Source organism: Pseudomonas fluorescens, assembly GCF_000802965.1.
In the GTDB taxonomy this organism is placed as follows: Bacteria; Pseudomonadota; Gammaproteobacteria; order Pseudomonadales; family Pseudomonadaceae; genus Aquipseudomonas; species Aquipseudomonas fluorescens_A.
Genome location: NZ_JSAK01000013.1, coordinates 192,823 through 217,541 on the forward strand (window position 1 = coordinate 192,823; position 24,719 = coordinate 217,541).

Here is a 24,719-nt window from a genome sequence, read left to right on the forward strand (position 1 = left end):
TTCCGCTCCCCAAGCAGGAATCCAAAATAAGTTGCAAATCATTAACTTGAAAGCAATTTAGGGGGTTGACAGAGGTTCTGAAGATTGTAGAATAGCGCGCCTCAGACACACGAACGCAGCGATGCGAACGGGTCGAAGAGAACGCAGTAAAGCTTCAAAGTTGTAAATTGAAATATGTAGTTCCGTGATAGCTCAGTCGGTAGAGCAAATGACTGTTAATCATTGGGTCCCAGGTTCGAGTCCTGGTCACGGAGCCAATTTCAAACCGGGGTATAGCGCAGTCCGGTAGCGCGCCTGCTTTGGGAGCAGGATGTCAGGAGTTCGAATCCCCTTACCCCGACCATTTTTGGGTCGTTAGCTCAGTTGGTAGAGCAGTTGGCTTTTAACCAATTGGTCGTAGGTTCGAATCCCACACGACCCACCATTTTTGAAACCAGTTAACGCTGGGATCAGATCTTAAGATCAGAGGCCAAAAGCGCTGATCGAAGAAGGCGACTTGTAAAGGTCGCCTTTTTTTTACCGGGGTATAGCGCAGTCCGGTAGCGCGCCTGCTTTGGGAGCAGGATGTCAGGAGTTCGAATCCCCTTACCCCGACCATATTAAAAATCCTCGTATCGAAAGATACGGGGATTTTTTTTGCCTTTTTTTCTGGTGAGCACTGCGACCGCAATCGTTCCACCCCACGTACCCCTGTAGGAGCTGCCGAAGGCTGCGATCTTTTGATCTTGCCCTTCAAAAAGCAAAGTCAAAAGATCGCAGCCTTCGGCAGCTCCTACATGGGAATGCGTACCCCGTGATGCGCGTTAACGATAACGATAGCGCGTGATGACTGGGTGAACGCGAGGCACCCATCGCCAGCAAGCCGGCTCCTACGAGATTTGCGGTATCCGTGTCTTGCGGGATTGCATGAAGCCCCTTTTTTGTCCGTCGCTTTTCAAGTCGTCGTACAACCTGCCGATAACGAGCTGTCAGGGCATCGCCTTCCACAAAAGCCAACAAAAATAAAGGCACTCGTTATGTTTCTTCGCCAGTTGAATATTGCCCCTCGTGCCGCACTGGGGTTTGCCTTGATCGCAGTGCTCGTAGCATTGCTCGGGATTTTTGCCCTGGGGCAAATGTCGAGTATTCGCGAGAGCGAGGTGGCGGTGGAGAAACAATGGTTGCCAAGTATTCGCGGCGGTGACGAGATCCGCGAGTTGATGCTGCGCATCCGCACCATTTCCTTGCGCATGGCTCTGGATCAGGACCCGAAGAATATTCCGGTCTATCGCAGCCAGATGGACACCCGCGATAAAGAGCTGAGCGAGAAGATTGCCGCTTACGACAAGCTGGTGGACACCGCCGAAGGTCAGGCCTTGTATGATCAATTCAAAACCACATTCGCTGCCTACCGCACCGGCATCGCCCAGTCGTTCACCCTGGCCGACCAAGGTCGCCGTGACGAATTGACCAAACTGCTGTTGGTCGACATGAAGACTGTAGTCGATGGTTCGGGCAAACAGCTCAACGACTTGGCCGATCTGTTCGCCAAGCAGGTCGCCGCGGAAAGTCAGAAGTCCGCGGCTCACTACGAAACATCGCGGACGATCGTCAGCCTGTTCATCGCGCTTGCCGCGTTGGCGACCGTTGGCCTGGCCATGCTGCTGACCCGCAGCATCGTCCGTCCTCTGATCGAAGCCGTAAGCGCCGCAGAACATGTAGCGCAGGGCGATCTGACCCGGCCGATCGAAACCCATGGCAGTGACGAAGTCAGCCGTTTGCTCAAGGCCTTGGCAACCATGCAGCAAAACCTGCGGGAAACCCTGCAGGGCATCAGTGGTTCGGCCACGCAATTGGCTACGGCGGCCGATGAGTTGAACGCTGTCACCCTCGATAGCACCCAAGGTCTGCAACAACAGAACAACGAGATTGAACAGGCCGCGACGGCAGTCAATGAAATGACCACTGCTGTGGAAGAGGTCGCACGCAACGCGGTGTCCACCTCCGACGCAACCCGCCAGTCCAGTGAATCGGCGCATCTGGGGCAAGAGCGGGTCAGCGAAACTGCCAGCGCTATCAGTTCGTTGGCCAATGAAGTGCAAAGCACCGGTGAGTTGGTTCGGTCCCTAGCCAATCAGTCCCAGGACATCGGCAAGGTGCTGGATGTGATTCGTGCGATTGCCGAGCAAACCAACCTGCTGGCGCTCAATGCGGCGATTGAGGCGGCGCGCGCGGGGGAGAGCGGTCGAGGTTTTGCGGTGGTGGCTGATGAAGTGCGTGCACTGGCCTATCGCACACAGCAATCAACTCAGGAAATCGAGCAAATGGTGCAGGGCATGCGCAACGGCTCGAGTCTGGCCCTGGATGCCATGAACGCCAGTGCCTCCCGTGCCGCCAGCACATTGGTTCTGGCTGAGCGGGCAGGTGAGGCGCTGCAAACCATTACCGCGTCGGTGCACGAAATTCATGAGCGCAACCTGGTGATCGCCAGCGCGGCTGAGGAACAGGCGCAAGTGGCGCGGGAGGTTGATCGCAACCTGGTGAACATTCGTGATCTGTCGGTGCGTTCGGCTGCCGGGGCTGATCAAACCAGCGCGTCGAGCCATGAATTGTCGAAACTGGCGAATGCCTTGCAGGGGATGGTGCGGCGTTTCCGCGTGTAAAAAATGTAGGAGCTGCCGAAGTCTGCGATCTTTTGATCTTGCGTTCAAAAAGCAAAGTCAAAAGATCGCAGCCTGCGGCAGCTCCTACAGGGAGCGGTATTAGTGCAGTTTCAGGCGTGGCTCGGTCCCGCGGCCGATCTTGCTGCCCAGCATCAGCATCGCCGTGCGGAACGGTCCGTACAGCGCCATCTGGTGCATGCGGTACAGCGACACGTAAAACATCCGCGCCAACCAACCTTCTAGCATCACGCTGCCGGTGAGGTTGCCCATCAAGTTACCCACAGCCGAAAAACGTGACAGCGAGATCAGCGAGCCGTAGTCAGTGTATTTGTACTCCGGCAACGCCTTGCCTTCGATCCGCAGTTTCAGCGATTTGGCCAGCAACGATGCCTGTTGATGCGCGGCCTGGGCGCGCGGCGGTACGTTGCGGTCGGTGCCCGGTTGCGGGCAGGCCGCGCAGTCACCGAAGGCGAAGATGTTCTTGTCGCGGGTGGTTTGCAGGGTTGGCAACACTTGCAGCTGATTGATGCGGTTGGTTTCCAGGCCATCGATGTCCTTGAGGAAACCCGGTGCGCGAATCCCGGCGGCCCAGACTTTCAGGCTGGCGTTAATCACTTTGCCATCCACGGTGATCAGGCTGTCTGCCGTGACTTCGCTGACCGCTGCATTGGTCATGACGTTGACCCCGAGTTTCTCCAGGGTTTTATGCACAGGTCCGCCGATCCGCTCCGGCAGGGCTGGCAGTACCCGAGGCCCGGCTTCGATCAGGGTGATGTGCATGTTTTCCGGTTTGATCCGGTCCAGCCCGTAAGCCGCCAGTTCATGGGCGGCGTTGTGCAGTTCGGCAGCCAGTTCAACCCCGGTGGCACCGGCGCCGACGATCGCCACGCTGATTTGCTCGACCTTGTCCGTCTGCCCGGCATGGGCGCGCAGGTAGTGGTTGAGCAATTGCTGGTGGAAGCGTTCAGCCTGTTTGCGCGTATCGAGGAACAGGCAGTGTTGCGCCGCGCCTTGGGTACCGAAATCGTTGGTGGTGCTGCCGACGGAGATTACCAGCGAGTCGTAAGCCACTTCCCGCGCCGGCACCAATTCCAGGCCGGCTTCGTCATAAGTGGCAGCGAGCTGGATTTTCTTCTGCGTGCGATCGAGCCCGCTCATGCGCCCCAGTTGGAACTCGAAGTGGTTCCATTTGGCCTGGGCCACATAGTTGAGTTCGTCTTCGGAAGAGTTCAGGGAACCGGCCGCCACTTCATGCAACAACGGTTTCCAGATGTGGGTCAGGTTCGCGTCGACCAGCATCACACTGGCCGTGCCGCGCTTGCCCAGAGTCTTACCCAGACGGGTAGCCAACTCCAGACCGCCGGCGCCGCCGCCGACAATAACAATACGATGGGACATGGGGATAACTCGCAAGGCTAAAGGAAATCGGTGCAGTCAACCGAGCGAGCGCAAGGCAGCTCATAGCGTCAGATAACTGATAAGTCGGCTCAACAGGCCTAAACCAATGGTCACTGCCAATACCAGTACAAGGAGCATCCACGGCCGGAAAGGCCGGCGCTCGACTTGGTGCTGGGACAGTTGCAGGTACTCTTCGACATGCTTCTGGTCGTCGGGGTTCAGGCGGCTGGTCATAAAGGCCTCGTCAGGTAGACGTTGCTGAATGTGTAGAAGCTACAGGCTGATTTAACGAACGATGAACGGAGCATAGCCGGTGTCCGGAATGGGCTCGACGCTCACCGTGTCGTCCAGGCGAATGATGCCACTTTGTAACACTCGGGCAGTGATTCCGCCATGTCCGCGTACGGCTTGAAAGGTGCCCGGGCCGAGGTTGTTTTGCAGGCGTGCGCAAGGCTGGCACCAGCCCGTTGTTTCGAAAATCGCCTGGCCGATCCGGAAACGCCGGCCCTTGAGACTGAACAGGTTGATCCCACTGATAACGAGATTGCGCCGCAGCGGGCGGCCCATCAGCGAACTGATTACCGCCAGATGTTCCCACTGAATCAGCGTCACCTGCCGCGCATTGCGTACGCCCGGCCGGGCGCGGTCACCGGTCAAGCCAGCCTCCAGTCGCGCTTCCACTGCATCCAGTTCGATCATCGGCGCGTGACGCTCCGGGCGCACGCCGATCCAGCGTACGCGGCCGGTTTGCGGGACATCGGCAATCAGCTCCTGCAATGGACTCACAGGCTGATCCCGACATCGAAGACGATGCTACGTCCCAGGTTGCTGCGCAGGAAATCCGGGGCGTCGGGATGGGCGAACAACACGCGGGCGAAGGTCGGACCGACCAACGACAGAGAACGCCAGCCCTGGCGCAGGTATTCGGTGGGTGGTGGGAAATGGCTATTGAGGTCAAGCACTTCACGCTTGAGACTGGCGAAGGCAATGATGTCCAGTTCGCCCAGATCCATGCCGCGTTCTTTGTAGTTGTGCGCTTTTTTGCGCAAGGTCGGTGCCAGTCGCAGCAAGAACTCGTTGGCCGGAATGCGTCGGGGCTTGGCCTCGCGCCGAACCAGTTGGCTCAGGGAGAACGCACTGCGCCGCCGTTGCAACTCGTCGCGCCATTCGTCATTGAGGCGCCGGCCCTCGTCGAGGACGAAGAACACCTCGAAACTGGCATCGCGAAACAATACGTCCGGGGGCTCGCCGGCCGGGGCAAATTCGTCGGCGCGATAAGGAATGTTCAAGCCTTGCAGCAGGCGCTGGCAGACCCAACGCTCACGCTCCCATTTGCGGGCATTGGACAGGAACGCGTTGGCTTGCTCGGCCGCGATGGTCAGCAGGCGTAAATAATCTGAGTCATCCATAGGCCCAAGCTTAGCGTTCAAATGCGACAAGCAGAAAGCGTTAGACGGTAAAACAGCTTTACGGGTCGCTTGAAGGTGGCGGTGTAGACTGATGGCCACTACCTGTGCGATCGATCAAGGAGTCGAATGTGAAATATTGGACGGTGTTGCTGCTTGGACTTCTGCCGCTGTGGGCCAATGCGCTTGAGGTGGGCGATCGGCTGGCCCCGTGGACGTTGCTCGATCAGTTCGATCAGGCGTTCACCCTCGATAGTCGCACTGAGACGCTGCTGGTGGCACGCAGCATGGATGGCGCGAAACTGGTCGATGCGGCGCTGCAAGGTCAGCCCAAAGGCTATCTGGAGGCTCGTCACGCAGTGTTTATCGCTGATATTCAGCGCATGCCACGGCTCGTCGCCAAGATGTTCGCGGTACCGGCCATGCGAGATTACAACTATCGGGTGATGCTGGATCGAGAAGGGCGCGTGGCACCGCGTTATCCCGGCCCTGTGGATAAAGTGCTGTGGTTACAACTCAAGGAAGGCCAGGTGGTGGCACAGCACGAGTACGCCACCGCCGCGCAATTGCATGAGGCATTGGAGATGTCTCGCCCATGATCGGCGCCGAACTGCTGTCACCGCAGAGCCTGACGGTCGGTTGGTTGATTTTCGGGCCAGTGGTGCTGTGGGCGATCTGGCGCGCGCCGTGGGTCGAGTTGTTCACCGACAGTCGCCGTCAGCATTTGCTGTTCGGCACGGTATTCGCGTTGTTCATGCTGTGGCTGGTGCGGCGGGATTTCGATACCGGCGTGTCCTATCACTTCATCGGCATGACGGCGGTGACGTTGTTGCTGGACTGGCCGCTGGCGATTGTCGGTGGACTGGTGGCACAAACCGGCCTGATGTTGTTGGGTCGTCAGGACCTGATGGCGATGGGAGTCAATGGCGCGCTATTGATCGTGCTGCCGGTATTGGTGACCGAGTGCTGCGCGATCCTGGTGGAGCGTGCGCAGCCGCGTAATCCCTTTGTGTATATCTTCGTTTCCGGTTTTTTTGCAGCGGCGTTGTCGGCGTTGCTGTGCCTGTTGCTGGCGCTTTGGTTGCTTTGGTTCGACGGGATATTTGCCATGCCGTACTGGCTGGAAGATTTTGTCGGTTATCTATGGCTGCTGGTTTTTCCGGAGGCTTTTATCAACGGCATGGTGGTCAGTGCGTTGGTGGTGTTCTGCCCGGAATGGCTGGAAACCTTCAACCGCACGCGCTACCTGTCGGCGCCCTGGAAAGACGACGATCCCAAGTCTTGATTGAAATCGTCGACGTTCCCGTGAATCAGTGACGCGGATCGAAATCGCCGCTGAACAATTCGTCCTCGGCATCCGGTGCCACCGGGATCTTGTGCTCTTCCGACGCCCAGGCGCCGAGGTCGATCAGTTTGCAACGGTCGGAACAGAACGGCCGGAATTTGCTCTCGGCGCTCCATTCGACGGGGGCGCCGCAGGTCGGGCATTCGACGGTTGGGATCTGGCTCATGACTGGCCTCCAGGCAAAGTTAGGTAAAGGTGGTGCAGGCGTTCAACCTCACTGTGCAGCCAGGCGAGGTCGCGATCGTTGACCAGCACCTCGTCGGCATGGCTTATGCGGTCCTCCCGGCTGGATTGAACCTTGAGGATCGCCTTGACCTGCTCTTCGCTGGTCTGGTCACGCTGCAGGGTGCGGTCGATCTGTAGCTGTTCGGGGGCATCGATCACCAGTACCCGCTGGGTCATGGCGTACTGCCCGGATTCAATCAGCAGTGGCGAAACCAGAATCGCGTAAGGTGATTTTGCCAGCGCCAGATGATGAGCGATTTCTTCTGCGATCAGCGGATGCAGCAAGGCTTCGAGCCAGCGGCGTTCATCCGGCACTTCGAAGATCAGCTTGCGCAGCGCGGCGCGGTCCAGTTGCCCATCAGCCTGCAACACGCCGGGGCCGAAGTGCTCGGCGATTTTTGCCAGCGCCGGACGGCCAGGCTCTACGACCCAGCGTGCGGCGTGATCGGCGTCGACCACATGCACACCGAGATCGATGAAGTGTTGGGCCGCCGCGCTTTTGCCGCTGCCGATGCCGCCGGTCAGGCCGAGAATCCAGGGTTTTTCCACAGGGGTATTCATTTCAAACCGACAAACTGCCAATAGAAGTCGGTTATTTGAACACCCCAGAGCAAGGCAATCCAGCCAGCGATGGCCAGATACGGGCCGAAGGGTATGGGTGTCGAGGTTTTCGCGTTGCGCAAACGCAGGTAAATCACGCCGACCACTGCCCCGACCAGGGACGATAAAAGGATGGTCAGCGGCAAGATCTGCCAGCCGCCCCAGGCGCCAAGCATCGCCAGTAACTTGAAGTCGCCATGGCCCATGCCGTCCTTGCCGGTGATCAGCTTGAACAGCCAGAACACTGACCACAGCGCCATGTAGCCGGCAATTGCGCCCCATAACGCTTCATGCAATGGCACGAACAAACCGAGGCTGTTGACGATCAACCCCAGCCACATCAGCGGCAGCACCAGCACATCCGGCAGCAGTTGATGCTCGGCGTCGATCAGGCTCATGGCCAACAGGCCCCAGGTCAGCAGCAGCGTCATGCAGGCTTGCCAGCCGAAACCGAAGTGCCAGGCAATAAATGCCGACAACAAACCGCACGCCAATTCGGTCAGCGGGTAGCGTTTGCTGATTGGCGTCTTGCAGGCCGAGCAGCGACCACGCAGGCACACAAAACTGAGTACGGGAATGTTTTCCCAGGCGCGAATCCGATGAGCGCAGTTGGGACATTGGGAGTGGGGCAGCATCAGGTTGAAGGTCGGCAGCGGCGTTTCGCCGGGCAGCCCGAGAATGTCGTGGGCCTGCACGCGCCAATCGCGTTCGAGCATTTTCGGCAGGCGCCAGATCAGCACGTTGAGAAAGCTGCCGACCAACAGGCCGATCACCCCGGCAATGATGATGAAGACCAGCGGGTTGTGAGCGAGAATTTCGTTCAAGGGCATGTCAGATCGCTGAGCCAAGTTGGAAGATGGGCAGGTACATCGCAACCACCAGGCCGCCGACAATAGCACCCAGCACAACCATGATGAACGGCTCCATCAGGCTGGTGAGGTTATCGACCATATTGTCGACCTCGTCCTCGTAGAAGCCCGCGACCTTGTCGAGCATATCGTCAAGGGCGCCGGACTCTTCGCCAATGGCCGTCATCTGTATCGCCATGTTCGGAAAAATACCGGAAGTGCGCATGGCGAAGTTCAGCTGCATGCCCGTCGAAACGTCCTGCTTGATGCGCAGCACCGCACGCTTGAACACAACGTTGCCGGTGGCACCGGCCACCGACTCAAGGGCTTCCACCAAGGGCACGCCGGCGGCGAAAGTGGTCGACAGCGTGCGGGCATAACGGGCCACGGCGGACTTGTACATCAAAGTGCCCACCAACGGCAGTTTCAGCAGCCAGGTGTCCATCCGGTCGCGAAAAACCTGCGATGTCTTGAAGGCGTGGCGGGCAGTGAAGAACCCAACGATCAACACGCCGAGCATCATCCACCACCAGTCCTGCATGAACCGCGACAGGCCGATGACCATCACCGTGAAGGCGGGCAACTGCGCGCCAAACCCTTCGAACACCGACTGGAATTGCGGCACCACTTTGACCAGCAAAATGCCAGTGACGATGATCGCCACGAACACCACCACCAGCGGGTAGGTCATGGCTTTCTTGATCTTGGCCTTGAGGCTTTCGCTCTTTTCCTTGTAGGTCGCTACCCGTTCCAACAGGGTGTCCAGCGCACCCGCCTGCTCGCCGGCGTCCACCAGGTTGCAGTACAACTCATCGAAGTATTGAGGTTTTTTGCGCAGTGCCGCAGCGAAGCTGTTGCCCGCCGCGACCTCCTGTTTCACCTCGTCCACCAGCTTGCGCATGGCTGGGTTATCGAAGCCTTCGCCGATGATGTCGAACGACTGCAACAGCGGCACGCCGGCTTTCATCATGGTCGCCATCTGACGGGTGAAAAGGGCGATGTCCTGGGCCTTGATGCGTTTGCCCATGTTGAAAAGCGAGACGGTTTTCTTGCGCACCCGGCCGGGTTTGATGCCTTGTTTGCGCAATTGCGCTTTGATCAACGCGGGATTCTGGCCGGTCAGTTCGCCGTTGATTTTCGTGCCTTTGCGGTCGGTGCCTTCCCAGGCGTACACGCTGATTTTCGCTGCTTTGACCGCCATGTTCAGTCCTTGGTGACCCGGTTGATTTCTTCAAGGCTGGTAATGCCCTGCATGGCTTTGAGCAGGCCGGAAGTGCGCAAGTCATTGAATCCGTCCTTGCGCATCTGCTCGTCGATTTGCAGTGAGTTGCCCTCGGCCATGATCAGGCGTTGCAAGTCCGGTGTGTTCTTCACCACTTCATAAATCCCCACTCGCCCTTTGTAGCCGCCGTTGCAGTGATCGCAACCGACCGGCCCATAGATCGTGAATGTGCCGATGCGTTCCTCGGGGAAGCCTTCCTTGAGCAGCGTCTCGCGGGGAATCTCCAGCGGCACGCGGCAATGACTGCACAACTTGCGCGCCAGACGCTGGGCGATGATCAGGCTGACCGAGGTGGCAATGTTGAAGCCCTGAATGCCCATGTTGTGCAGGCGGGTCAGAGTTTGCGCGGCGCTGTTGGTGTGCAGGGTCGACAGCACCAGGTGACCGGTCTGGGCTGCCTTGATGGCGATTTCGGCGGTTTCGAGGTCGCGTATCTCGCCGACCATGATCACGTCCGGGTCCTGACGCAGAAAGGAGCGCAGTGCCTGGGCGAAATCCATGCCCTGCTTCGGATTGACGTTGACCTGGTTGATGCCTTCCATGTTGATCTCTACCGGGTCTTCGGCGGTGGAGATGTTGATGTCCACGGTGTTGAGAATGTTCAGCCCGGTATAGAGCGATACGGTCTTGCCCGAGCCGGTGGGGCCTGTCACCAGAATCATCCCCTGTGGCTGCCTGAGGGCGGTCATGTACAGGTCTTTCTGATCGGGTTCATAGCCGAGGGCGTCGATGCCGATTTGCGCGCTGGACGGGTCGAGAATCCGCAGTACCACTTTTTCGCCCCACAGGGTTGGCAGGGTGTTGACCCGCAAGTCGATGGATTTGCTCTTGGTCAGGCGCATCTTGATTCGCCCGTCCTGGGGTTTGCGGCGCTCGGAGATGTCGAGACTGGCCATGACTTTCAGGCGTGCGGCGATGCGGTTGGCCAGTTGGATTGGTGGCTTGGCCACTTCACGCAAAATGCCGTCGGTGCGCATCCGCACACGGTAGATCTTCTCGTAGGGCTCGAAATGCAGGTCGGAAGAGCCGCTCCTGATCGCATCAAGCAACATTTTGTGGACGAAGCGCACCACCGGCGCGTCATCGGCATCCTGGCCGACAATGGCGTCCTGGCGCTTTTCGTCGGTAGCTTCGATATCGAGGCTGTCGAGGTCAACGTCGGCCATGTCTTCCAGGCCGGAGCCAGAGGTGTCGAAGAATCTCTCGATGGCGTCGCTGAGCTTGTCGTCTTCCACCAGGATGGCTTCGGTGGTGAGTCCGGTGCTGAACTGGATGTCGTTGATGGCCTGGTGATTGGTCGGATCGGAAATCCCCACGAACAGCTTGTTGCCGCGACGCCAGAGGGGCAGGGCGTGGTGCTTGCGCACCAGTTTCTCGCTGACCAGGTCTTTGGGCTGGGTTTCCCTGTCCAGGGTGTTGAGATCCATCAGGGCCATGCCGAAGTGTTCCGAAGCGATCTCGGCGACCTGGCGGCTTTTCACCAGTTTGTTCTGCACCAGGTAACTGACCAGGGACAGGTGATTGCGTTGAGCTTGCTGATACGCCTGTTGCGCGCTTTTGTCAGTGAGCAGCTCGACCAGGACCAATTGCTTGGCCAGACCGCTGAGGGCGATGTCATTCATTGAGATACCGGACGCAGACAATTCATGACTTATAGCCTAGTCAACGGGCGTAACCAAACCAGGGGCGGTGAGGTGACAAAAACTGTCAGATAGTGCGGATCCTGGGGGTAGGAAAGGGCGCTGCCGCCAACGCGCTCCCAGTGAACAAGCCTCGTGGGCCTTGGCATGGGCTGTGCTGATACAGATCCAGATCATGAGATTTCGACTCATGCACGGAGGCTGTCTATGAACAATCAAAAAGGTTTTACCCTGATCGAGCTGTTGATCGTGGTGGCGATCATCGGGATTCTGGCAACGTTTGCGATCCCGGCTTATTCGAAGTATCAGGCGCGGGCCAAAGTGACGGCGGGTCTGGCGGAGATTTCGGCATTGAAGGTGCCGTTCGAAGACGTGCTGAATCAAGGGACCGATCCAGATCTGACCAAAATTGGCGGTACAGCAACGACCTCCAACTGCACCACGACGGCTTCGGGCAAGGCGGCTGACGGCACGGGAACGATCGCTTGCACGATTCTCAATGCTCCGGGGCCGGTGTTGAACAAAACAATTACCCTGACGCGCACATTGGCTGGCTGGACATGCGCCACCGGCGTCGATCAGGACTACGCGCCTAAAGGCTGTGCAGGTGTTGTTCCGAAGGTCTGATCCAGCGTTTTGTAGCCAGATACCCCGCCTTGCGCGGGGTATTTTTTATTCAGCGGATGAAAATCCAATGTAAATGAGAAAGTTTCGATAATTCATGGCCTTAGGCCTTGCTCAAAACCGGCAACTTGCATGTAGAGAATGTCGAAGTCTTGCATTTTGCATGATTCCGAAAATTGGGTGATTTTATAACCTATTGATTTATAACGATTTGTTGAGTGTTTCAAAGTTGGCACAGCGTTCGCAATATCTCTGGTAACCCTGCTGACAATCAACCCAGCAGACTTTCCAGAAAAACAGGAGTTACTCGTATGAAGAAGTTCGCTATCGCTGCCGCTACTGCTACCGCGCTGACCCTGACCATGGCCAACGTTGCATTTGCCCAGACTCAGGCCACACAAGCTCCATTGATGGTGGCCACCGGTGAAGTCACCAAAGCCGAAGAAGCCACTTCCGATACCTGGATCACGACCAAAGTCAAAACCGACCTGGTAACCGAAAAAGGCATTCCTGGCACTGACATCAAGGTTGAAACCAACAAAGGTGTGGTTTCCCTGTCCTCCACTGTTGCAGTGACTGAGAGTCAGAAAGCTACTGCCGTGGCGATCACCAAGAAAATCAAAGGCGTCAAAGCGGTCTCCGCTGACGGCCTGAAAGCCGAGTAAGGCAAGACTTCTCGCCTGAACCGGGAGAAGGCGCGGTAGACGGGCCGAGTCATACGTCTGCCGCATCTGAGGAGTTCATGCGAACGGCCATAGGGATGTGGCCATTACAGGCCCCGGCATTCGTGTCGGGGCCTGTTCTATTGTGGACTGCACAAAACAAGTGTGGGAGTGAGCCTGCTCGCGATAGCGATGTATCAGCCAACATCTACGTTGACTGATACACCGCTATCGCGAGCAGGCTCACTCCCACATGGTTATGTGCTGTATTCAACTGCCGCGTCTATTGTTGATCTGTACCAATCGGTACCCATCACTCGGCGTCCAGGTGCATCGGCGTAATGACCTTGCCGTCCTTCTCCGCCTCACCCAACTGGGCATCGATGAAGTACACACGGTCATCGGCCAGTTGACCCTTGTCGACCAGATAGTCCTTGATGCTGCTGGCGCGTTCCTGACCCAACTCCCGCAACAGCACCTCACTGGAGCTCCAGAACTGAATCACGTCAGCACGCATTTTCGCGGTGCGTTCTTCTTTGCCCAGGTCTTTCCATTCGGCCGGCGGTTGGGTTTTCAGGCGTGTGCGGTAGATCCCTTCCAGCAGCGGACCTTTCTCGCTGTCGGGCACTTCCAGCAGATTCGCTTTCGCCGGCACCTTATCGCCGCGACGCTGGAGCATTTTGTAGTAGTTGTACTGGTATTCACGCTCCAGTCGTTGTTCGGCAATCAACGGGCCGTCACTGCTCTTGGCGGCGGTGCCTTCGATTTCCAGGCGCAGGGCCGGGCGTTCCTTGAGGGCCTGGGACAGCTTGACCAGCGCGGCTTCGGCGTCCTTGCTCAGGTCGCTTGAGCCTGGTGCGAAGGACACGGTGCCCAAGTCTTCCGAACCACCGCCGGTGACCAGGCCGCCAATCAGTTTGAACGGTGCCGCGGCAGCCTTGACGATCAGGTTGCGCAGGGTCTGCCAGACAATCGGCATCACACTGAACTGCGGGTTATTCAAGTCGCCCGTCACCGGCAGTTCGATGGAAATCTTGCCGTCGACGTCCTTAAGCAAGGCAATCGCCAGTTTCAACGGCAGGCTCACGGCGTCCGGGCTGTCGACTTTTTCACCCAGTTGCAGTTGTTCGACCACCACTTTGTTTTCGGCCTGGAGCTGGCCCTTGGTGATCTTGTAATGCAGGTCGAGATTGAGCCGGCCCTTGCGGATGCGGTAGCCGGCGAATTTGCCGGAGTAGGGCGTCAGCGTGGTCAGCTCCACACGTTTGAAACTGGTGGCGATGTCGAGGCTGGCCATCGGGTCGAACGGGTTGACCGCGCCCTTGATGGTCACCGGTGCATAGCGGTCGACCTTGCCCTTGATGTCGACGCTCGCCGGTTTCGCCTGGCGACTGTCGATGGTGCCGATCTGCCCGTTGAGTTGTTGGACGGCGGTGGCGAAGTTCGGCGTCAGGCTGAAGTCGGCGAAGTTGGCCGAGCCGTCATTGATCGCAATGCCGCCGATGTGGATACCCAGTGGCTTGTCTTTGCTGGCGGCGGGTTTGGCCCCAGCGGTCTTCGCGCCGGAGTCGGGCGGTTGCGGGATCAGCAGGTCATCGATATTGGTGGTGCGGTCGTCGTTGATCATGAAGCGCGCATAGGGCTGGAACAGGTTGACCTTGTCGATCGTCAGGCTGTCACCGTGCTGATAGTTCAGACCTTCAACCACCAGCTGCTGCCATTTGAGGAAGTCGCGGGTTTTCAAGGTGTCGAGGGTGTGCAGTTGATCGACCTGGGCGCGGCCGGTGACAGTCAAGGCCAGCGGTTCGGTGCTTTTCAGGTTGACCGCCAGATCGCTGCCGAGCATGCCGCTGCGCAGTTCCAGGCGAATGAACGGGTTGATGTAAGACTGGGCGACGCGCAGGTCGATGTCTTTGGTCTGTACATTGAGTTTGGCGCTGACCGGCGCCAGATTGACCTCGCCGTCCGCCGTGAGCTTGCCTTGCTTGCCCACCCCGGTATCGAGCTTGAGCGTAAAGGGTGAGCCATTGAGGCTGTCGAATTTCTGCAAGTCGAGGTTCAGCGGGCCCAGTTCCAGCGCCACGGCGGGTTGCGCCTTGCGGTCGGCCAGATGCACCTGGTAATCGCGCAATTGCACATCGTTGAGCAGCACTTGCCAGGGTTTGCTCGGTGCCGCCGGCTCAGGTTTCGGAGAATCGGCGGCGGCCGGCGCGCTGATGGGCTCGGCGTTGGCCTTGGCGACCGGTCTGGACGGTTGGCTGGCGAACAATTTTTGCCAGTCGAGTTGGCCGTCGGCTTCGAGGGCGGCCCAGGTTTCGAGTTTATGGCTGCGGACCTTGCCGACCACTACCTGCTGCTTGGCCAGGTCGATGGTGGTTTCGCTGACGTCCAGTCGCTCAAGTTTCACCAGCGGCCGACCGTCCGGAGCCTTGATGGCGAAGGGCGCCACGCTGACGGCGACATTGCTCAGCAGCAGTTCGGTTTCCTTGGCCAGGCTGAGTTTGTAGTCAGTGCTGAGGCTCATTACCCCGCTTTCGAGGTCCAGAGGCACCGCATCGCGAACATAGGGCCAAAAGGCTTTCATCTTGCCATCGGTAATTTTCAACTTACCTTCAGAGGCGAACGGAATCAGGCTGAAGTTGCCTGTCCAGTCGACTTGTCCACCATTGGGGCCGACAGCCACCAACTCCATGTCCGCACTGTCTTCGGGCAGGGTGCTGAGGTGTTTGAGTTCGAAGTCGAGTTGGTCGTAGAGAAATTCGATGGGTTCGCTGGGGCGTTCATCCTTGAAGTGCAAGGCGCCGCCAGCCAGTTTGATCCGGTCAATGCGCAGCGGGAACGGCTTGGCATTGGGGTCGTCCGGCGTTGGCTCGCTCACTGGCAGTTTGAACAAGCTGCGCAGATTGAGTTTGCCGTCCTTGGTGAAGATGACTTCGGTCTTGGATTTTTCCAGTTCGATGTCGGACAGATGCAGCGCCTTGGTCCAGAGGCTGTCGATCTGCAAGTTGGCGTGCAGGCGTTCGAAGCCGATCTGTTCCTTGCCGGGGTCGCCGATGTTCAGGCCCCAAACGGTCAGTTCGAGGCTGAACGGATTGAGTTCGATCCGTTGGATGGTGGCGGGCGTCGTGGCGTAGTTGGCCAATTGTTGGTTGGCAACGCGCAACGCGATGCCCGGCAAAATCAGAAAGCCCAGCAGACTGTAGAGAGCCAGAGCAGTCAACAAGGCGCCGAGGGCGCGAATCAATCCTTTGTACATGTATGGCTTCATCTGTCTGAATCGGAGTGCCTTGGAGTATGGCACGCGATTCCGGTTCCGAAGCAATCCGCCGATTGACGATCTTTCAGATTAGTCCGACGTCCTTCAGAGCTGCAGAATCAAGGTTTTCAGCGGTGGTTGCTGATCCATCGACGGGAAATCGCCGCCCGGTTTCATCACCGTCCACTCGCGTACGGGGCGACCGGATTTCTCCGCGCAACGCAAAACCTGCTCGCGCCAATCGTCCATGCTGACTTTTGCGAGGTTGTTGCAGCAGATCAGTACGCCGTTGTCGGCCGTGGTCAGCAGGGCCGGTTTCAGCAGGCTCTGGTAGTCGCGCAGCAGGTCGACGGTGCCGAAAGCACTCTTGGCCCAGGCTGGCGGATCCAGCAGCACCAGGTCGTACTGGCGCTGATCCAGGCGCTGATAGCTCGGCAGTTTTTGCCCGCGACGCTGGCTGATGGGCAGACCGGCCAATTGGCGGATCGCCGGGAAGTAATCGGACTGGATGAATTGCATGGTTGGCAATTGCGGGTTGAGCAGGCCGTTTTCACGACCGACCGCCAGGTTGCCTTCTGCGAAGTCGAGGTTGCACACCTCGCTGGCGCCACCGGCCGCAGCACTGAGGCCGACGCCACAGGTGTAGGCAAACAGGTTGAGCACACTTTTATTTTTGCTGTGGTCCTTGACCCAGCCGCGGGTGTTGCGCAGGTCGAGGAACAATAGCGGATCCTGCCCGGCGTGGCGGCCACGGACCCGGTAATTGAGACCCCATTCGTGGCCAACCAGGTCTTGCAGCGCGGCTTCGTCGGCGCGGTAGACGGTATCTTCGCGGTCGATGCGCGAGTTGCCGCGGGAGCGGTCGTTGTAGACCAACAGGGTTTCCAGGCCCAAATGGCTGTTGATCGTTTCGTGCAGGTGCAGCAGGTCTTCGCGTTCCAGCGACTGATGGAAACTTTGCACCATCAGTTGCGGACCGTAACGGTCGATGGTCAGGCCACCAGCGCCTTCCTGGCTGCCGTGGAACAGGCGATAGCAGTCGGTGCCCTGGCTGTGCAGCTCGGCGAGCAGGTCCTGACGATGATCGAGGGCGGCGCGCAGCGCCTGATTCAAGGAAGACATGCTGAGCGCCTTGCAGGAGGTAATTTGGCGCGGGAGTTTAACAGTATTGCACCTGTGGCGAGGGAGCTTGCTCCCGCTCGAGTGCGCAGCGCTCGCAAAAAATCGAAATGTCCCGGAATTTTGGGGCCGCTTCGCAGCCCAGCGGGAGCAAGCTCCCTCGCCACAGAGTCCGGAGGTCAGGTCAGCAAACCCATCCGCCGCTTGGCCCGCTGCACCGAGCCATTGCGCACTGCCCAGCGCAACATCGGCGCACTGCGATTGACGCTGGCGCGGATCAGTTTGCGTTGCAATGGGCCTTGACTCACGCCGAGCATGTCACTGGCCCAGTCCGGCAGCAGGTCAATGCCAGCCTGCATCATCAAACCACCAAAAGGCCTGGCCAAGCGGCTGGGCGACGGGGCGTTCAACAACAGCCGCAGCACTTCACGGCTGCGCGCGTCGCACAGCAGTTGCGGACGAATGCTCTCCAGGTAATCGGAAATTTCCTGCCGTGAGCGCGGCACGTCACGGGCGCCAAGGCGTTCTGCCACCAGCGCGATTTCAGCGTAATACCGATCTTGATCGGCCAGGGACAAGTGCGGATTTCGATAGCGCAAATGCGCGGCGAGGAAGTTGCTGACCTCAGCCACGTGTACCCAGGTCAGCAGGTCGGGATCGCTGGCGGCGTAGGGTCGGCCATCGGGCGCGGTGCCGGTGACTTGCAGGTGAATGGTGCGGACTTTTTCGATCAGCCAGTCGGCGTCCTGCTTTGAGCCGAAGGTGGTGCCGGAGATGAACTGCCCGGTTCGGCGCAGGCGGCCGAGCATGTCTTCGCGAAAATTCGAGTGGTCCCACACGCCAGCCAGGGCCAGCGGATGCAGCGCTTGCAGCATCAGGGCACTGATGCCGCCGATGAGCATGCTGCTGAAATCGCCGTGCACTTGCCAGCTCACCGAATCCGGCCCGAACAGCCCGGGATCACCCTTGGGGTTTTCCAGATCAAGCTTGCCCAGGGACAGACCGGTCAGGCTCATGACTTGGGTTTCGATGCGGGTGCGGATGAATTCCATGGCGACTCAGTGGCGAAGATTAATAACAACCTGTAGGAGCCGACTTGCTGGCGATAGCGTCCTCAAGACCGCCATCGCCAGCAAGCCGGCTCCTACGAAAAGCAATTTACTGATTCAGGCGTTTTTCGATCAAACCTTGTACCACGCTCGGATCGGCCAGGGTCGAGGTATCCCCAAGGCTATCCAATTCATTGCAGGCGATCTTGCGCAGGATACGCCGCATGATCTTGCCCGAACGGGTTTTCGGCAAGGCCGGTGCCCATTGGATCAGGTCCGGTTTGGCGAAGCTGCCGATTTCCTTGCTGACGTGGGCCAGCAATTCTTTCTTCAGCTCATCGTTGGGATCGGTGCCGTTCATGGGCGTGACAAAGGCGTAGATGCCCTGGCCTTTGACGTCATGGGGATACCCGACCACGGCGGCCTCGGCAATGCTGTCATGCAGCACTAATGCGCTTTCCACTTCAGCGGTACCGATGCGGTGTCCGGACACGTTGATCACGTCGTCTATACGCCCGGTGATCCAGTAGTCGCCATCCTCGTCGCGGCGTGCACCGTCACCGGTGAAGTAATAGCCGGGGTAGGGTTTGAAGTAGGTGTCGACCATCCGTTGCGGGTCGCGGTAGACGCTGCGGATCTGCGCCGGCCAGCTGGACTTGATCGCCAAAACGCCGCTGCCGGCGCCTTTGATTTCCTTGCCCTGTTCGTCGAGCAGCACCGGTTGTACGCCGAACATCGGTTGTGTGGCGCAGCCGGGTTTGATCCGTTGCGCGCTCACCAGCGGGCTGAGCATGATGCCGCCGGTTTCGGTCTGCCACCAGGTATCGACGATCGGGCAACGCTCTTCGCCGACCACATGGAAATACCATTCCCACGCTTCCGGGTTGATCGGCTCACCTACAGTGCCGAGCAGTCTGACGCTGGCGCGGGACGTTTCCTTCAACGGTCCGGGACCTTCACGCATCAAGGAACGCAGGGCAGTGGGGGCGGTGTAGAAGATGTTCACTTTGTGTTTGTCGATCACTTGCCAGAAACGCGAAGTGCTCGGGTAGCTCGGCACGCCTTCGAAAATCAGCGTGGTGGCGCCGTTGGCCAGTGGACCGTAGACGATGTAACTGTGGCCGGTGACCCAGCCGACATCGGCGGTGCACCAGAAGACTTCACCGTCGCGATAATCGAGCACGTATTTGAAGGTCATCGCCGCTTGCAGCAGGTAGCCGCCAGTGGTGTGCAACACACCTTTGGGTTTGCCGGTGCTGCCGGAGGTGTAGAGGATGAACAGCGGGTCCTCGGCGTCCATCGGTTCGGGCGGGCAATCGTCGCTGACGTCGCGCAGTGCCTGGTGATACCAGAGGTCGCGGCCCTCGACCCAGTTCACCGGGTTCTGCGTGCGCTCGACCACGACCACGGTGCTGACGTCCGGGCAACTTTGCAGTGCCTTGTCGACGTTCTGCTTGAGAGGCACGAATTTGCCGCCGCGCACGCCTTCATCGGCGGTGATCACCGTGCGGCAATCGGCATCGAGAATCCGGTCACGCAAGGAATCCGGGGAGAAACCGCCAAACACCACCGAATGCACCGCACCGATGCGCGTACAGGCGAGCATGGCGTAGGCCGCTTCGGGGATCATCGGCATGTAGATGCACACGCGGTCGCCTTTTTTCACGCCACGGCTTTTGAGCACGTTGGCCAGGCGGCAGACGTAGTGATGCAGTTTTTTGTAAGTGATTTGCGTGGATTCAGCGGGGTCGTCGCCTTCCCAGATGATCGCGATTTGATCGCCGCGCTTGTCAAGATGACGGTCGATGCAGTTGTAGCTGACGTTCAACTGGCCGCCGGCAAACCAGCTGGCCTCGCCGGTTTTCAGGTTGTAGCGCTGAACGGTGTCCCATGGAGCGCTCCAGTCGAGGAAGCGGGTGGCCTGTTCGGCCCAGAACGTGGTGGGGTGTTCGATGGATTCGCGGTACAGACGGTGGTAGTCGTCTTGACTCAGTTGTGCAGCCCGGCGGACGGCATCGGCTTTGGGGAACGTGCTGATATCGAACATGACGGTTCCTTCTTGTTGTTTTGGCGACAAGAGGGGAGCTGCGCGACCCTCGTAGGAGCCGGCATGCTGGCGAAAGCGATGTGTCATTCAACATTTTTGTCGACTGAGACACCGCTTTCGCCAGCAAGCCGGCTCCTACAAGGTTAGTACCACACGCAGGGTCGCGTCAGATCACCCGCGGTGACGACCACGGAAGTAGTTGATCAGCCCTTGGGTGGACGCGTCGTCAGCCGGCGCTTCTTCGCTGCCGACCAGACGGTTGTAGACGCCTTTGCCCAGTTCCTTGCCCAGCTCCACGCCCCATTGGTCGAAGGCATTGATGCCCCAGATCACGCTTTGCACGAAAACTTTGTGTTCGTACATCGCCACCAGAGCGCCGAGACGACGCGGGCTGATGCGTTCCACCACCAGGGTGTTGCTCGGACGGTTGCCCGGGATCACCTTGTGCGGCGCGAGTTTCTGGATTTCTTCTTCGCTCATGCCTTTGTCGCGCAGTTCGGCTTGCGCTTCGGCAAGGGTTTTGCCGAGCATCAGCGCCTGGCTCTGCGACAGGCAGTTGGCGTACAGCCACTGATGGTGGTCGGCCACCGGGTTGAAGCTGACGATCGGCACGATGAAATCGGCCGGGATCAGTTGGGTGCCCTGGTGCAGCAACTGGTGGTAGGCGTGCTGACCGTTGCAACCCACGCCGCCCCAGATGACCGGGCCGGTGTCGGTGCTGACGGGAGTGCCGTCCTGGCGCACGCTCTTGCCGTTGGATTCCATGTCCAGCTGTTGCAAGTGCTTGGTGATGTTACGCAGGTAGTGGTCATACGGCAGGATCGCGTGGCTCTGTGCGCCCCAGAAGTTGCCGTACCACACGCCGAGCAAGGCCAGCAGCACTGGCATGTTCTGTTCAAACGGGGCGGTCAGGAAGTGCTGGTCCATGGTGTAGGCACCGGACAGCAGTTCCTTGAAGTTCGACATGCCGATGGCCAGGGCAATCGGCAGGCCGATGGCGGACCACAGAGAGTAGCGGCCGCCGACCCAGTCCCACATCGGGAAGATGTTTTCTTCACGGATGCCGAACGCGATGGCTGCGGCATTGTTGCTCGATACCGCGATGAAGTGACGGTGCAGCTCGGCTTCCGAACCACCCTGGGCCAGGTACCACGCGCGGGCAGCCTGGGCGTTTTTCAGGGTTTCGAGGGTGTTGAAGGATTTCGACGAGACGATGAACAGCGTGGTCTCGGCGCGCAGCTTCATGGCCAGTTCGTGGAACTCGCTGCCGTCGATGTTCGCCAGGTAATGGCAACGCACGCCTTTCTGGGCGTAGGACAGCAGCGCTTCGGACACCAGTTCAGGGCCGAGGAACGAGCCACCGATGCCGATGTTCACCACGTCGGTGATCGGCTTCTCGGTGTAACCGCGCCACAGACCGTCGTGGATGCGGCCCACAAGGTCAGTGATCTGGTTCAGCACTTTGTGCACTTCAGGCATCACGTTGACGCCATTGACCGACAGCTTGTCGCCGACTGGACGGCGCAGCGCGGTGTGCAGGGCCGGGCGACCCTCGGAAGCGTTGACGATTTCGCCGTCGAACAGCGACTTGATCGCGCCCTTGAGATCGACTTCATTGGCCAGGCCCACCAGCAAGTCGCGGGTCTCGGCGTTAATCAGGTTTTTCGAATAGTCGAGAAACAGGCCGCAACTGCTGAGGGTAAATTGAGTAAAGCGCTGCGGGTCGGCATTGAAGGCCTCGCGCATGCTGAAATCCTGCATGGCTTGGCGGTGGTCTTTCAACGCTTGCCAGGCAGGCAGAGCGGTAACGTCGTGAGGGGTGCGGTAATACGCCATCGCTGCGGGTTTCCTTTTTACTTGAACGGCTTTTATGACACTGAAAGTCCCGGAATGTCTCGACCACTGATTGGGCGAAGTCCGGTCAGCCTGCGTGCACACGATTAAATAGCGCAGACCGGTAACAGTAAACCTCGCGGGGTGATCTGTCTTGGCTTTGTCTGACCTGCGACCGGTACTTTTTTATACCGGTACGGCAGGCGAGGACAATAGAGGGGGTTTCCGGGGAGGAGAATGGCGGGTTCGATCAGGCGACCTGAACCGGAATGGCGTTGCTGGTGTGGCTCAGTTCATTGCCCGGCGCCATGTAGAGCATGCGCGGCTTGAAGTTGAGCAGTTCGGCTTCGCTGTAATGAGCGTAAGCGCAGATGATTACGCGATCGCCGACCTTGGCCTTGTGCGCGGCGGCACCGTTGACCGAGATCATGCGCGAACCCTCTTCGCCACGAATGGCGTAGGTGGTGAAGCGTTCGCCGTTGTCGACGTTGTAGATCTGGATCTGTTCGTACTCACGGATGCCGGACAGGTCCAGCCATTCGCCGTCGATGGCGCAAGAGCCTTCGTAATCGAGAACAGCGTGGGTGACTTCGGCGCGATGCAGCTTGGCTTTGAGCATGATGGCGTGCATGAGTGTTTCCCAGGTCGGAATCGAACGGCGGGTATTGTGCCCAATGGTATTGGGGGCGGCAATACGCCACAAAAGATCGCAGCCTTGCGCAAATCCATGTAGGAGCTGTCGAAGGCTGCGATCTTTTGATCTTGTCTTTAAGCTGGCGTATCGAGGTTCAGATGCAAGTTGTCGATCAACCGCGTCGAGCCCAGGAAGGCCGCCATCAGAATCACCAGGTCGCGGTCTTCGGGAGTCGCCGGGCGCAAGGTCAGCGCATGGCGGATTTCCAGGTAATCCGGACGCAGGCCAGCGGCTTCGAGCTGCTTTACCTGTGCGTTGATCAGCGCCGGGAAATCCCGTTGACCCTGCTTGATCGAATCAGCGATCTCGCTCAGCGTGCGATACACCACCGGCGCAACGGCGCGCTGATCTTCGCTGAGGAAGCCATTGCGCGACGACAGCGCCAGGCCATCGGCCGCGCGAACGGTCGGCTCGCCAATGATCTGGATCGGCATGTTCAGGTCATGGACCAATGCGCGAATCACCGCCAGTTGCTGGAAGTCTTTCTGGCCAAAAATCGCCAGGTCCGGCTGGACCATGTTGAACAGCTTGCTGACCACCGTTGCCACACCTTCGAAATGCCCCGGACGGCTGGCGCCGCACAGGCCTTCGGACAATTGCGGAACGCTGACCCGGGTCTGGCCGGCCATGCCGTCGGGGTACATTTCTTCAACGGTCGGCGCGAACAGCAAGTCGCAACCGGCTTCGAGCAGTTTTTCCTGATCGGCCGCGAGGGTGCGTGGATACTTGTCGAGGTCTTCACCGGCACCAAATTGCAGCGGGTTGACGAAAATACTCGCGACTACGAAATCCACCCGTTGGGTGGCTTTGGTAATCAGCGCGACATGGCCGCTGTGCAGGTTGCCCATGGTCGGCACGAAGCCGATGCGCTTGCCTTCGCCACGGGCGCGGGCCACGGCGGCGCGCAGTTCGCGTACGGTTTTTACGGTGTTCATGCAGAGAATCCGTGTTCGATGCCAGGGAATGTCGCCGCTTTGACTTCAGTGACGTAAGCGCTCAGGGCGGCATGAATGGTTGCCTGGCCGGTCATGAAGTTCTTCACGAATTTCGGTACGCGACCGGTAATCGACAGGCCGAGCATGTCGTGCAGGACCAGCACCTGGCCATCGGTGCGGTTGCCGGCACCGATGCCGATCACCGGAATTTTCACCGCCTGAGTAATTTCTTCGGCCAGTTCGCTCGGCACGCATTCGAGCAGCAGCATCGCCGCGCCGGCCTGTTCCAGGGAAATCGCGTCGGCACGCATCTGCCGCGCCTGGTTTTCATTACGGCCCTGAACCTTGTAGCCGCCGAGGATGTTCACCGATTGCGGCGTCAGACCCAGGTGCGCGCAGACGGGAATGCCACGTTCGGCGAGCAGGCGGATCGAGTCCGCCAGCCACAATGCGCCCTCGACTTTGACCATGTGCGCGCCGGCCTGCATCAACAGGGCGCTGTTGATCATGGCTTGCTCGGTGGTGGCATAAGCCATGAAGGGCAGGTCGGCGAGGATCAACGCATCGGTGTTACCGCGTTTGACGGCTGCCACGTGGTAAGCCATGTCGGCAGTGGTGACGGGCAGGGTGCTGTCGTGGCCCTGCAAAACCATGCCGAGGGAGTCGCCCACCAGCAGCACTTCAACGCCAGCCTGATTGCAGGCGTGGGCGAAGGTCGCGTCATAGCAGGTCAGCATGGTGATTTTTTCACCTTTTTGCTTGAGACCTTGCAGGGTGGTCAGGGTGATGGCTGGCATGAAAATGTTCCTCATTCAGGCGCTGTGGAAACTACTGCGAGTAACGCGCGTGATTCTTCGTTAAATACAGGCGCACGGTCTGTTGTCGTGCTTGTAAGGCCTGGATTGCGCCCTTCAACGCCGTGTTGGCGGCAGCGGGACGCCTATAGTCGTGAGGAGAACTCGGGAAGTCAATTGCATGTGTTACCGCATTGTTACGTCGGGGGTGTTACCGGTGGGGACTGATGCGATTCAGCAGGCTGGGTGGGGTTTGTCGCGGATTTTCGTCCTCTACAAACCAATGTAGGAGCGAGCCTGCTCGCGATGGCGTAATGGCA

General features: G+C 59.0%; 22 protein-coding genes, 4 tRNA genes and 1 pseudogene. 10 read left to right on the top strand and 17 right to left on the bottom strand.

Annotated features, from left to right (window positions below):
* The first annotated feature begins 181 nt into the window (after nt 1-181).
* From NL64_RS11735 to NL64_RS31070, 6 genes and pseudogenes are all read left to right on the top strand, one after another.
* Nucleotides 182-257, top strand: a tRNA-Asn gene (locus NL64_RS11735).
* A gap of 9 nt (nt 258-266) precedes the next feature.
* Nucleotides 267-343: transfer RNA gene (locus tag NL64_RS11740), tRNA-Pro, on the top strand.
* Nucleotides 344-348: 5 nt separating this feature from the next.
* Nucleotides 349-424, top strand: a tRNA-Lys gene (locus tag NL64_RS11745).
* A gap of 96 nt (nt 425-520) precedes the next feature.
* Nucleotides 521-597, top strand: a tRNA-Pro gene (locus NL64_RS11750).
* Nucleotides 598-1,016: 419 nt separating this feature from the next.
* A pseudogene (locus NL64_RS31065) lies at nt 1,017-1,787 on the top strand (MCP four helix bundle domain-containing protein); the annotation flags it as partial.
* Nucleotides 1,779-2,642, top strand: a complete 864-nt coding sequence (locus NL64_RS31070) for a methyl-accepting chemotaxis protein (RefSeq protein WP_437176912.1) — start codon at nt 1,779-1,781, stop codon at nt 2,640-2,642. The pseudogene NL64_RS31065 and the gene NL64_RS31070, both read left to right, overlap by 9 nt.
* 99 nt (nt 2,643-2,741) lie before the next feature.
* On the opposite strand, the gene NL64_RS11760 is transcribed toward NL64_RS31070, so the two are convergent.
* The 4 genes from NL64_RS11760 to NL64_RS11775 are packed head-to-tail and all read right to left on the bottom strand — an operon-like array spanning nt 2,742 to nt 5,449.
* Nucleotides 2,742-4,040, bottom strand: a complete 1,299-nt coding sequence (locus tag NL64_RS11760; RefSeq protein WP_034148248.1) for an NAD(P)/FAD-dependent oxidoreductase — start codon at nt 4,038-4,040, stop codon at nt 2,742-2,744.
* A 60-nt stretch (nt 4,041-4,100) separates the two neighbouring features.
* A complete protein-coding gene (locus NL64_RS11765) occupies nt 4,101-4,274 on the bottom strand; it encodes a DUF3094 domain-containing protein (RefSeq protein ID WP_007970531.1) in 174 nt (57 codons plus the stop codon).
* 51 nt (nt 4,275-4,325) lie between these two features.
* Nucleotides 4,326-4,826 carry an MOSC domain-containing protein gene (locus tag NL64_RS11770; protein WP_034148249.1) on the bottom strand — a complete coding sequence of 167 codons (501 nt, stop codon included), beginning with the start codon at nt 4,824-4,826 and terminating at the stop codon, nt 4,326-4,328.
* The gene (locus NL64_RS11775) at nt 4,823-5,449 is read right to left on the bottom strand and encodes a DUF1780 domain-containing protein (RefSeq protein ID WP_007970534.1); all 627 of its coding nucleotides are present in this window, start codon (nt 5,447-5,449) and stop codon (nt 4,823-4,825) included. Before NL64_RS11775 ends, NL64_RS11770 begins: the two co-directional genes overlap by 4 nt.
* 128 nt (nt 5,450-5,577) lie before the next feature.
* Between NL64_RS11775 and NL64_RS11780 the strand changes: the two genes are divergently transcribed.
* Both NL64_RS11780 and NL64_RS11785 read left to right on the top strand, forming a co-directional pair.
* Nucleotides 5,578-6,045: a hypothetical protein gene (locus tag NL64_RS11780; RefSeq protein WP_034148250.1), complete on the top strand. Its 468-nt coding sequence runs from the start codon at nt 5,578-5,580 to the stop codon at nt 6,043-6,045.
* A complete protein-coding gene (locus NL64_RS11785; RefSeq protein WP_034148251.1) occupies nt 6,042-6,731 on the top strand; it encodes an energy-coupling factor ABC transporter permease in 690 nt (229 codons plus the stop codon). The genes NL64_RS11780 and NL64_RS11785 overlap by 4 nt, the downstream gene beginning before the upstream one ends.
* Nucleotides 6,732-6,756: 25 nt before the next feature.
* On the opposite strand, the gene yacG is transcribed toward NL64_RS11785, so the two are convergent.
* Genes yacG through pilB form a run of 5 tightly spaced genes read right to left on the bottom strand, consistent with a single transcriptional unit; the run spans nt 6,757 to nt 11,368 of the window.
* On the bottom strand, nt 6,757-6,957 hold the full coding sequence (yacG, locus tag NL64_RS11790) for a DNA gyrase inhibitor YacG (protein ID WP_034148252.1): 201 nt from the start codon (nt 6,955-6,957) through the stop codon (nt 6,757-6,759).
* Nucleotides 6,954-7,577, bottom strand: a complete 624-nt coding sequence (gene coaE / locus NL64_RS11795) for a dephospho-CoA kinase (RefSeq protein ID WP_034148253.1) — start codon at nt 7,575-7,577, stop codon at nt 6,954-6,956. Before coaE ends, yacG begins: the two co-directional genes overlap by 4 nt.
* A complete protein-coding gene (locus NL64_RS11800) occupies nt 7,574-8,446 on the bottom strand; it encodes a prepilin peptidase (protein WP_034148254.1) in 873 nt (290 codons plus the stop codon). The genes coaE and NL64_RS11800 overlap by 4 nt, the downstream gene beginning before the upstream one ends.
* A 1-nt stretch (nt 8,447) precedes the next feature.
* Complete coding sequence (locus NL64_RS11805; RefSeq protein ID WP_034148255.1) at nt 8,448-9,665, bottom strand: type II secretion system F family protein; 1,218 nt, start codon at nt 9,663-9,665, stop codon at nt 8,448-8,450.
* Between the two features lie 2 nt (nt 9,666-9,667).
* Nucleotides 9,668-11,368: a type IV-A pilus assembly ATPase PilB gene (gene pilB / locus NL64_RS11810; protein WP_034148256.1), complete on the bottom strand. Its 1,701-nt coding sequence runs from the start codon at nt 11,366-11,368 to the stop codon at nt 9,668-9,670.
* 225 nt (nt 11,369-11,593) lie between these two features.
* Between pilB and NL64_RS11815 the strand changes: the two genes are divergently transcribed.
* Nucleotides 11,594-12,013 carry a pilin gene (locus tag NL64_RS11815; protein WP_034148257.1) on the top strand — a complete coding sequence of 140 codons (420 nt, stop codon included), beginning with the start codon at nt 11,594-11,596 and terminating at the stop codon, nt 12,011-12,013.
* 308 nt (nt 12,014-12,321) lie between these two features.
* Nucleotides 12,322-12,675, top strand: coding sequence for a BON domain-containing protein (locus tag NL64_RS11820; RefSeq protein WP_034148258.1), 354 nt, complete (start codon nt 12,322-12,324; stop codon nt 12,673-12,675).
* Between the two features lie 310 nt (nt 12,676-12,985).
* Here the strand turns inward: NL64_RS11820 and NL64_RS11825 are convergent, their stop codons facing one another.
* The 8 genes from NL64_RS11825 to panB form a co-directional block, all read right to left on the bottom strand.
* The gene (locus NL64_RS11825) at nt 12,986-15,940 is read right to left on the bottom strand and encodes a DUF748 domain-containing protein (RefSeq protein ID WP_034148259.1); all 2,955 of its coding nucleotides are present in this window, start codon (nt 15,938-15,940) and stop codon (nt 12,986-12,988) included.
* Between the two features lie 93 nt (nt 15,941-16,033).
* A complete protein-coding gene (locus tag NL64_RS11830; protein ID WP_034148260.1) occupies nt 16,034-17,050 on the bottom strand; it encodes a class I SAM-dependent rRNA methyltransferase in 1,017 nt (338 codons plus the stop codon).
* A gap of 176 nt (nt 17,051-17,226) precedes the next feature.
* Entirely contained in the window at nt 17,227-18,099 is an 873-nt protein-coding gene (locus NL64_RS11835) for an oxygenase MpaB family protein (protein ID WP_034148261.1), read from the bottom strand.
* A gap of 106 nt (nt 18,100-18,205) precedes the next feature.
* Complete coding sequence (gene acs, locus NL64_RS11840) at nt 18,206-20,143, bottom strand: acetate--CoA ligase (RefSeq protein WP_034148262.1); 1,938 nt, start codon at nt 20,141-20,143, stop codon at nt 18,206-18,208.
* Nucleotides 20,144-20,314: 171 nt separating this feature from the next.
* Entirely contained in the window at nt 20,315-21,979 is a 1,665-nt protein-coding gene (pgi, locus tag NL64_RS11845; RefSeq protein WP_034148263.1) for a glucose-6-phosphate isomerase, read from the bottom strand.
* 247 nt (nt 21,980-22,226) lie between these two features.
* Nucleotides 22,227-22,607 carry an aspartate 1-decarboxylase gene (gene panD, locus NL64_RS11850; RefSeq protein WP_003228271.1) on the bottom strand — a complete coding sequence of 127 codons (381 nt, stop codon included), beginning with the start codon at nt 22,605-22,607 and terminating at the stop codon, nt 22,227-22,229.
* Between the two features lie 137 nt (nt 22,608-22,744).
* On the bottom strand, nt 22,745-23,605 hold the full coding sequence (gene panC, locus NL64_RS11855; RefSeq protein ID WP_034148264.1) for a pantoate--beta-alanine ligase: 861 nt from the start codon (nt 23,603-23,605) through the stop codon (nt 22,745-22,747).
* Nucleotides 23,602-24,402, bottom strand: coding sequence for a 3-methyl-2-oxobutanoate hydroxymethyltransferase (gene panB / locus NL64_RS11860; protein WP_034148265.1), 801 nt, complete (start codon nt 24,400-24,402; stop codon nt 23,602-23,604). Before panB ends, panC begins: the two co-directional genes overlap by 4 nt.
* Between the last annotated feature and the right edge of the window lie 317 nt (nt 24,403-24,719).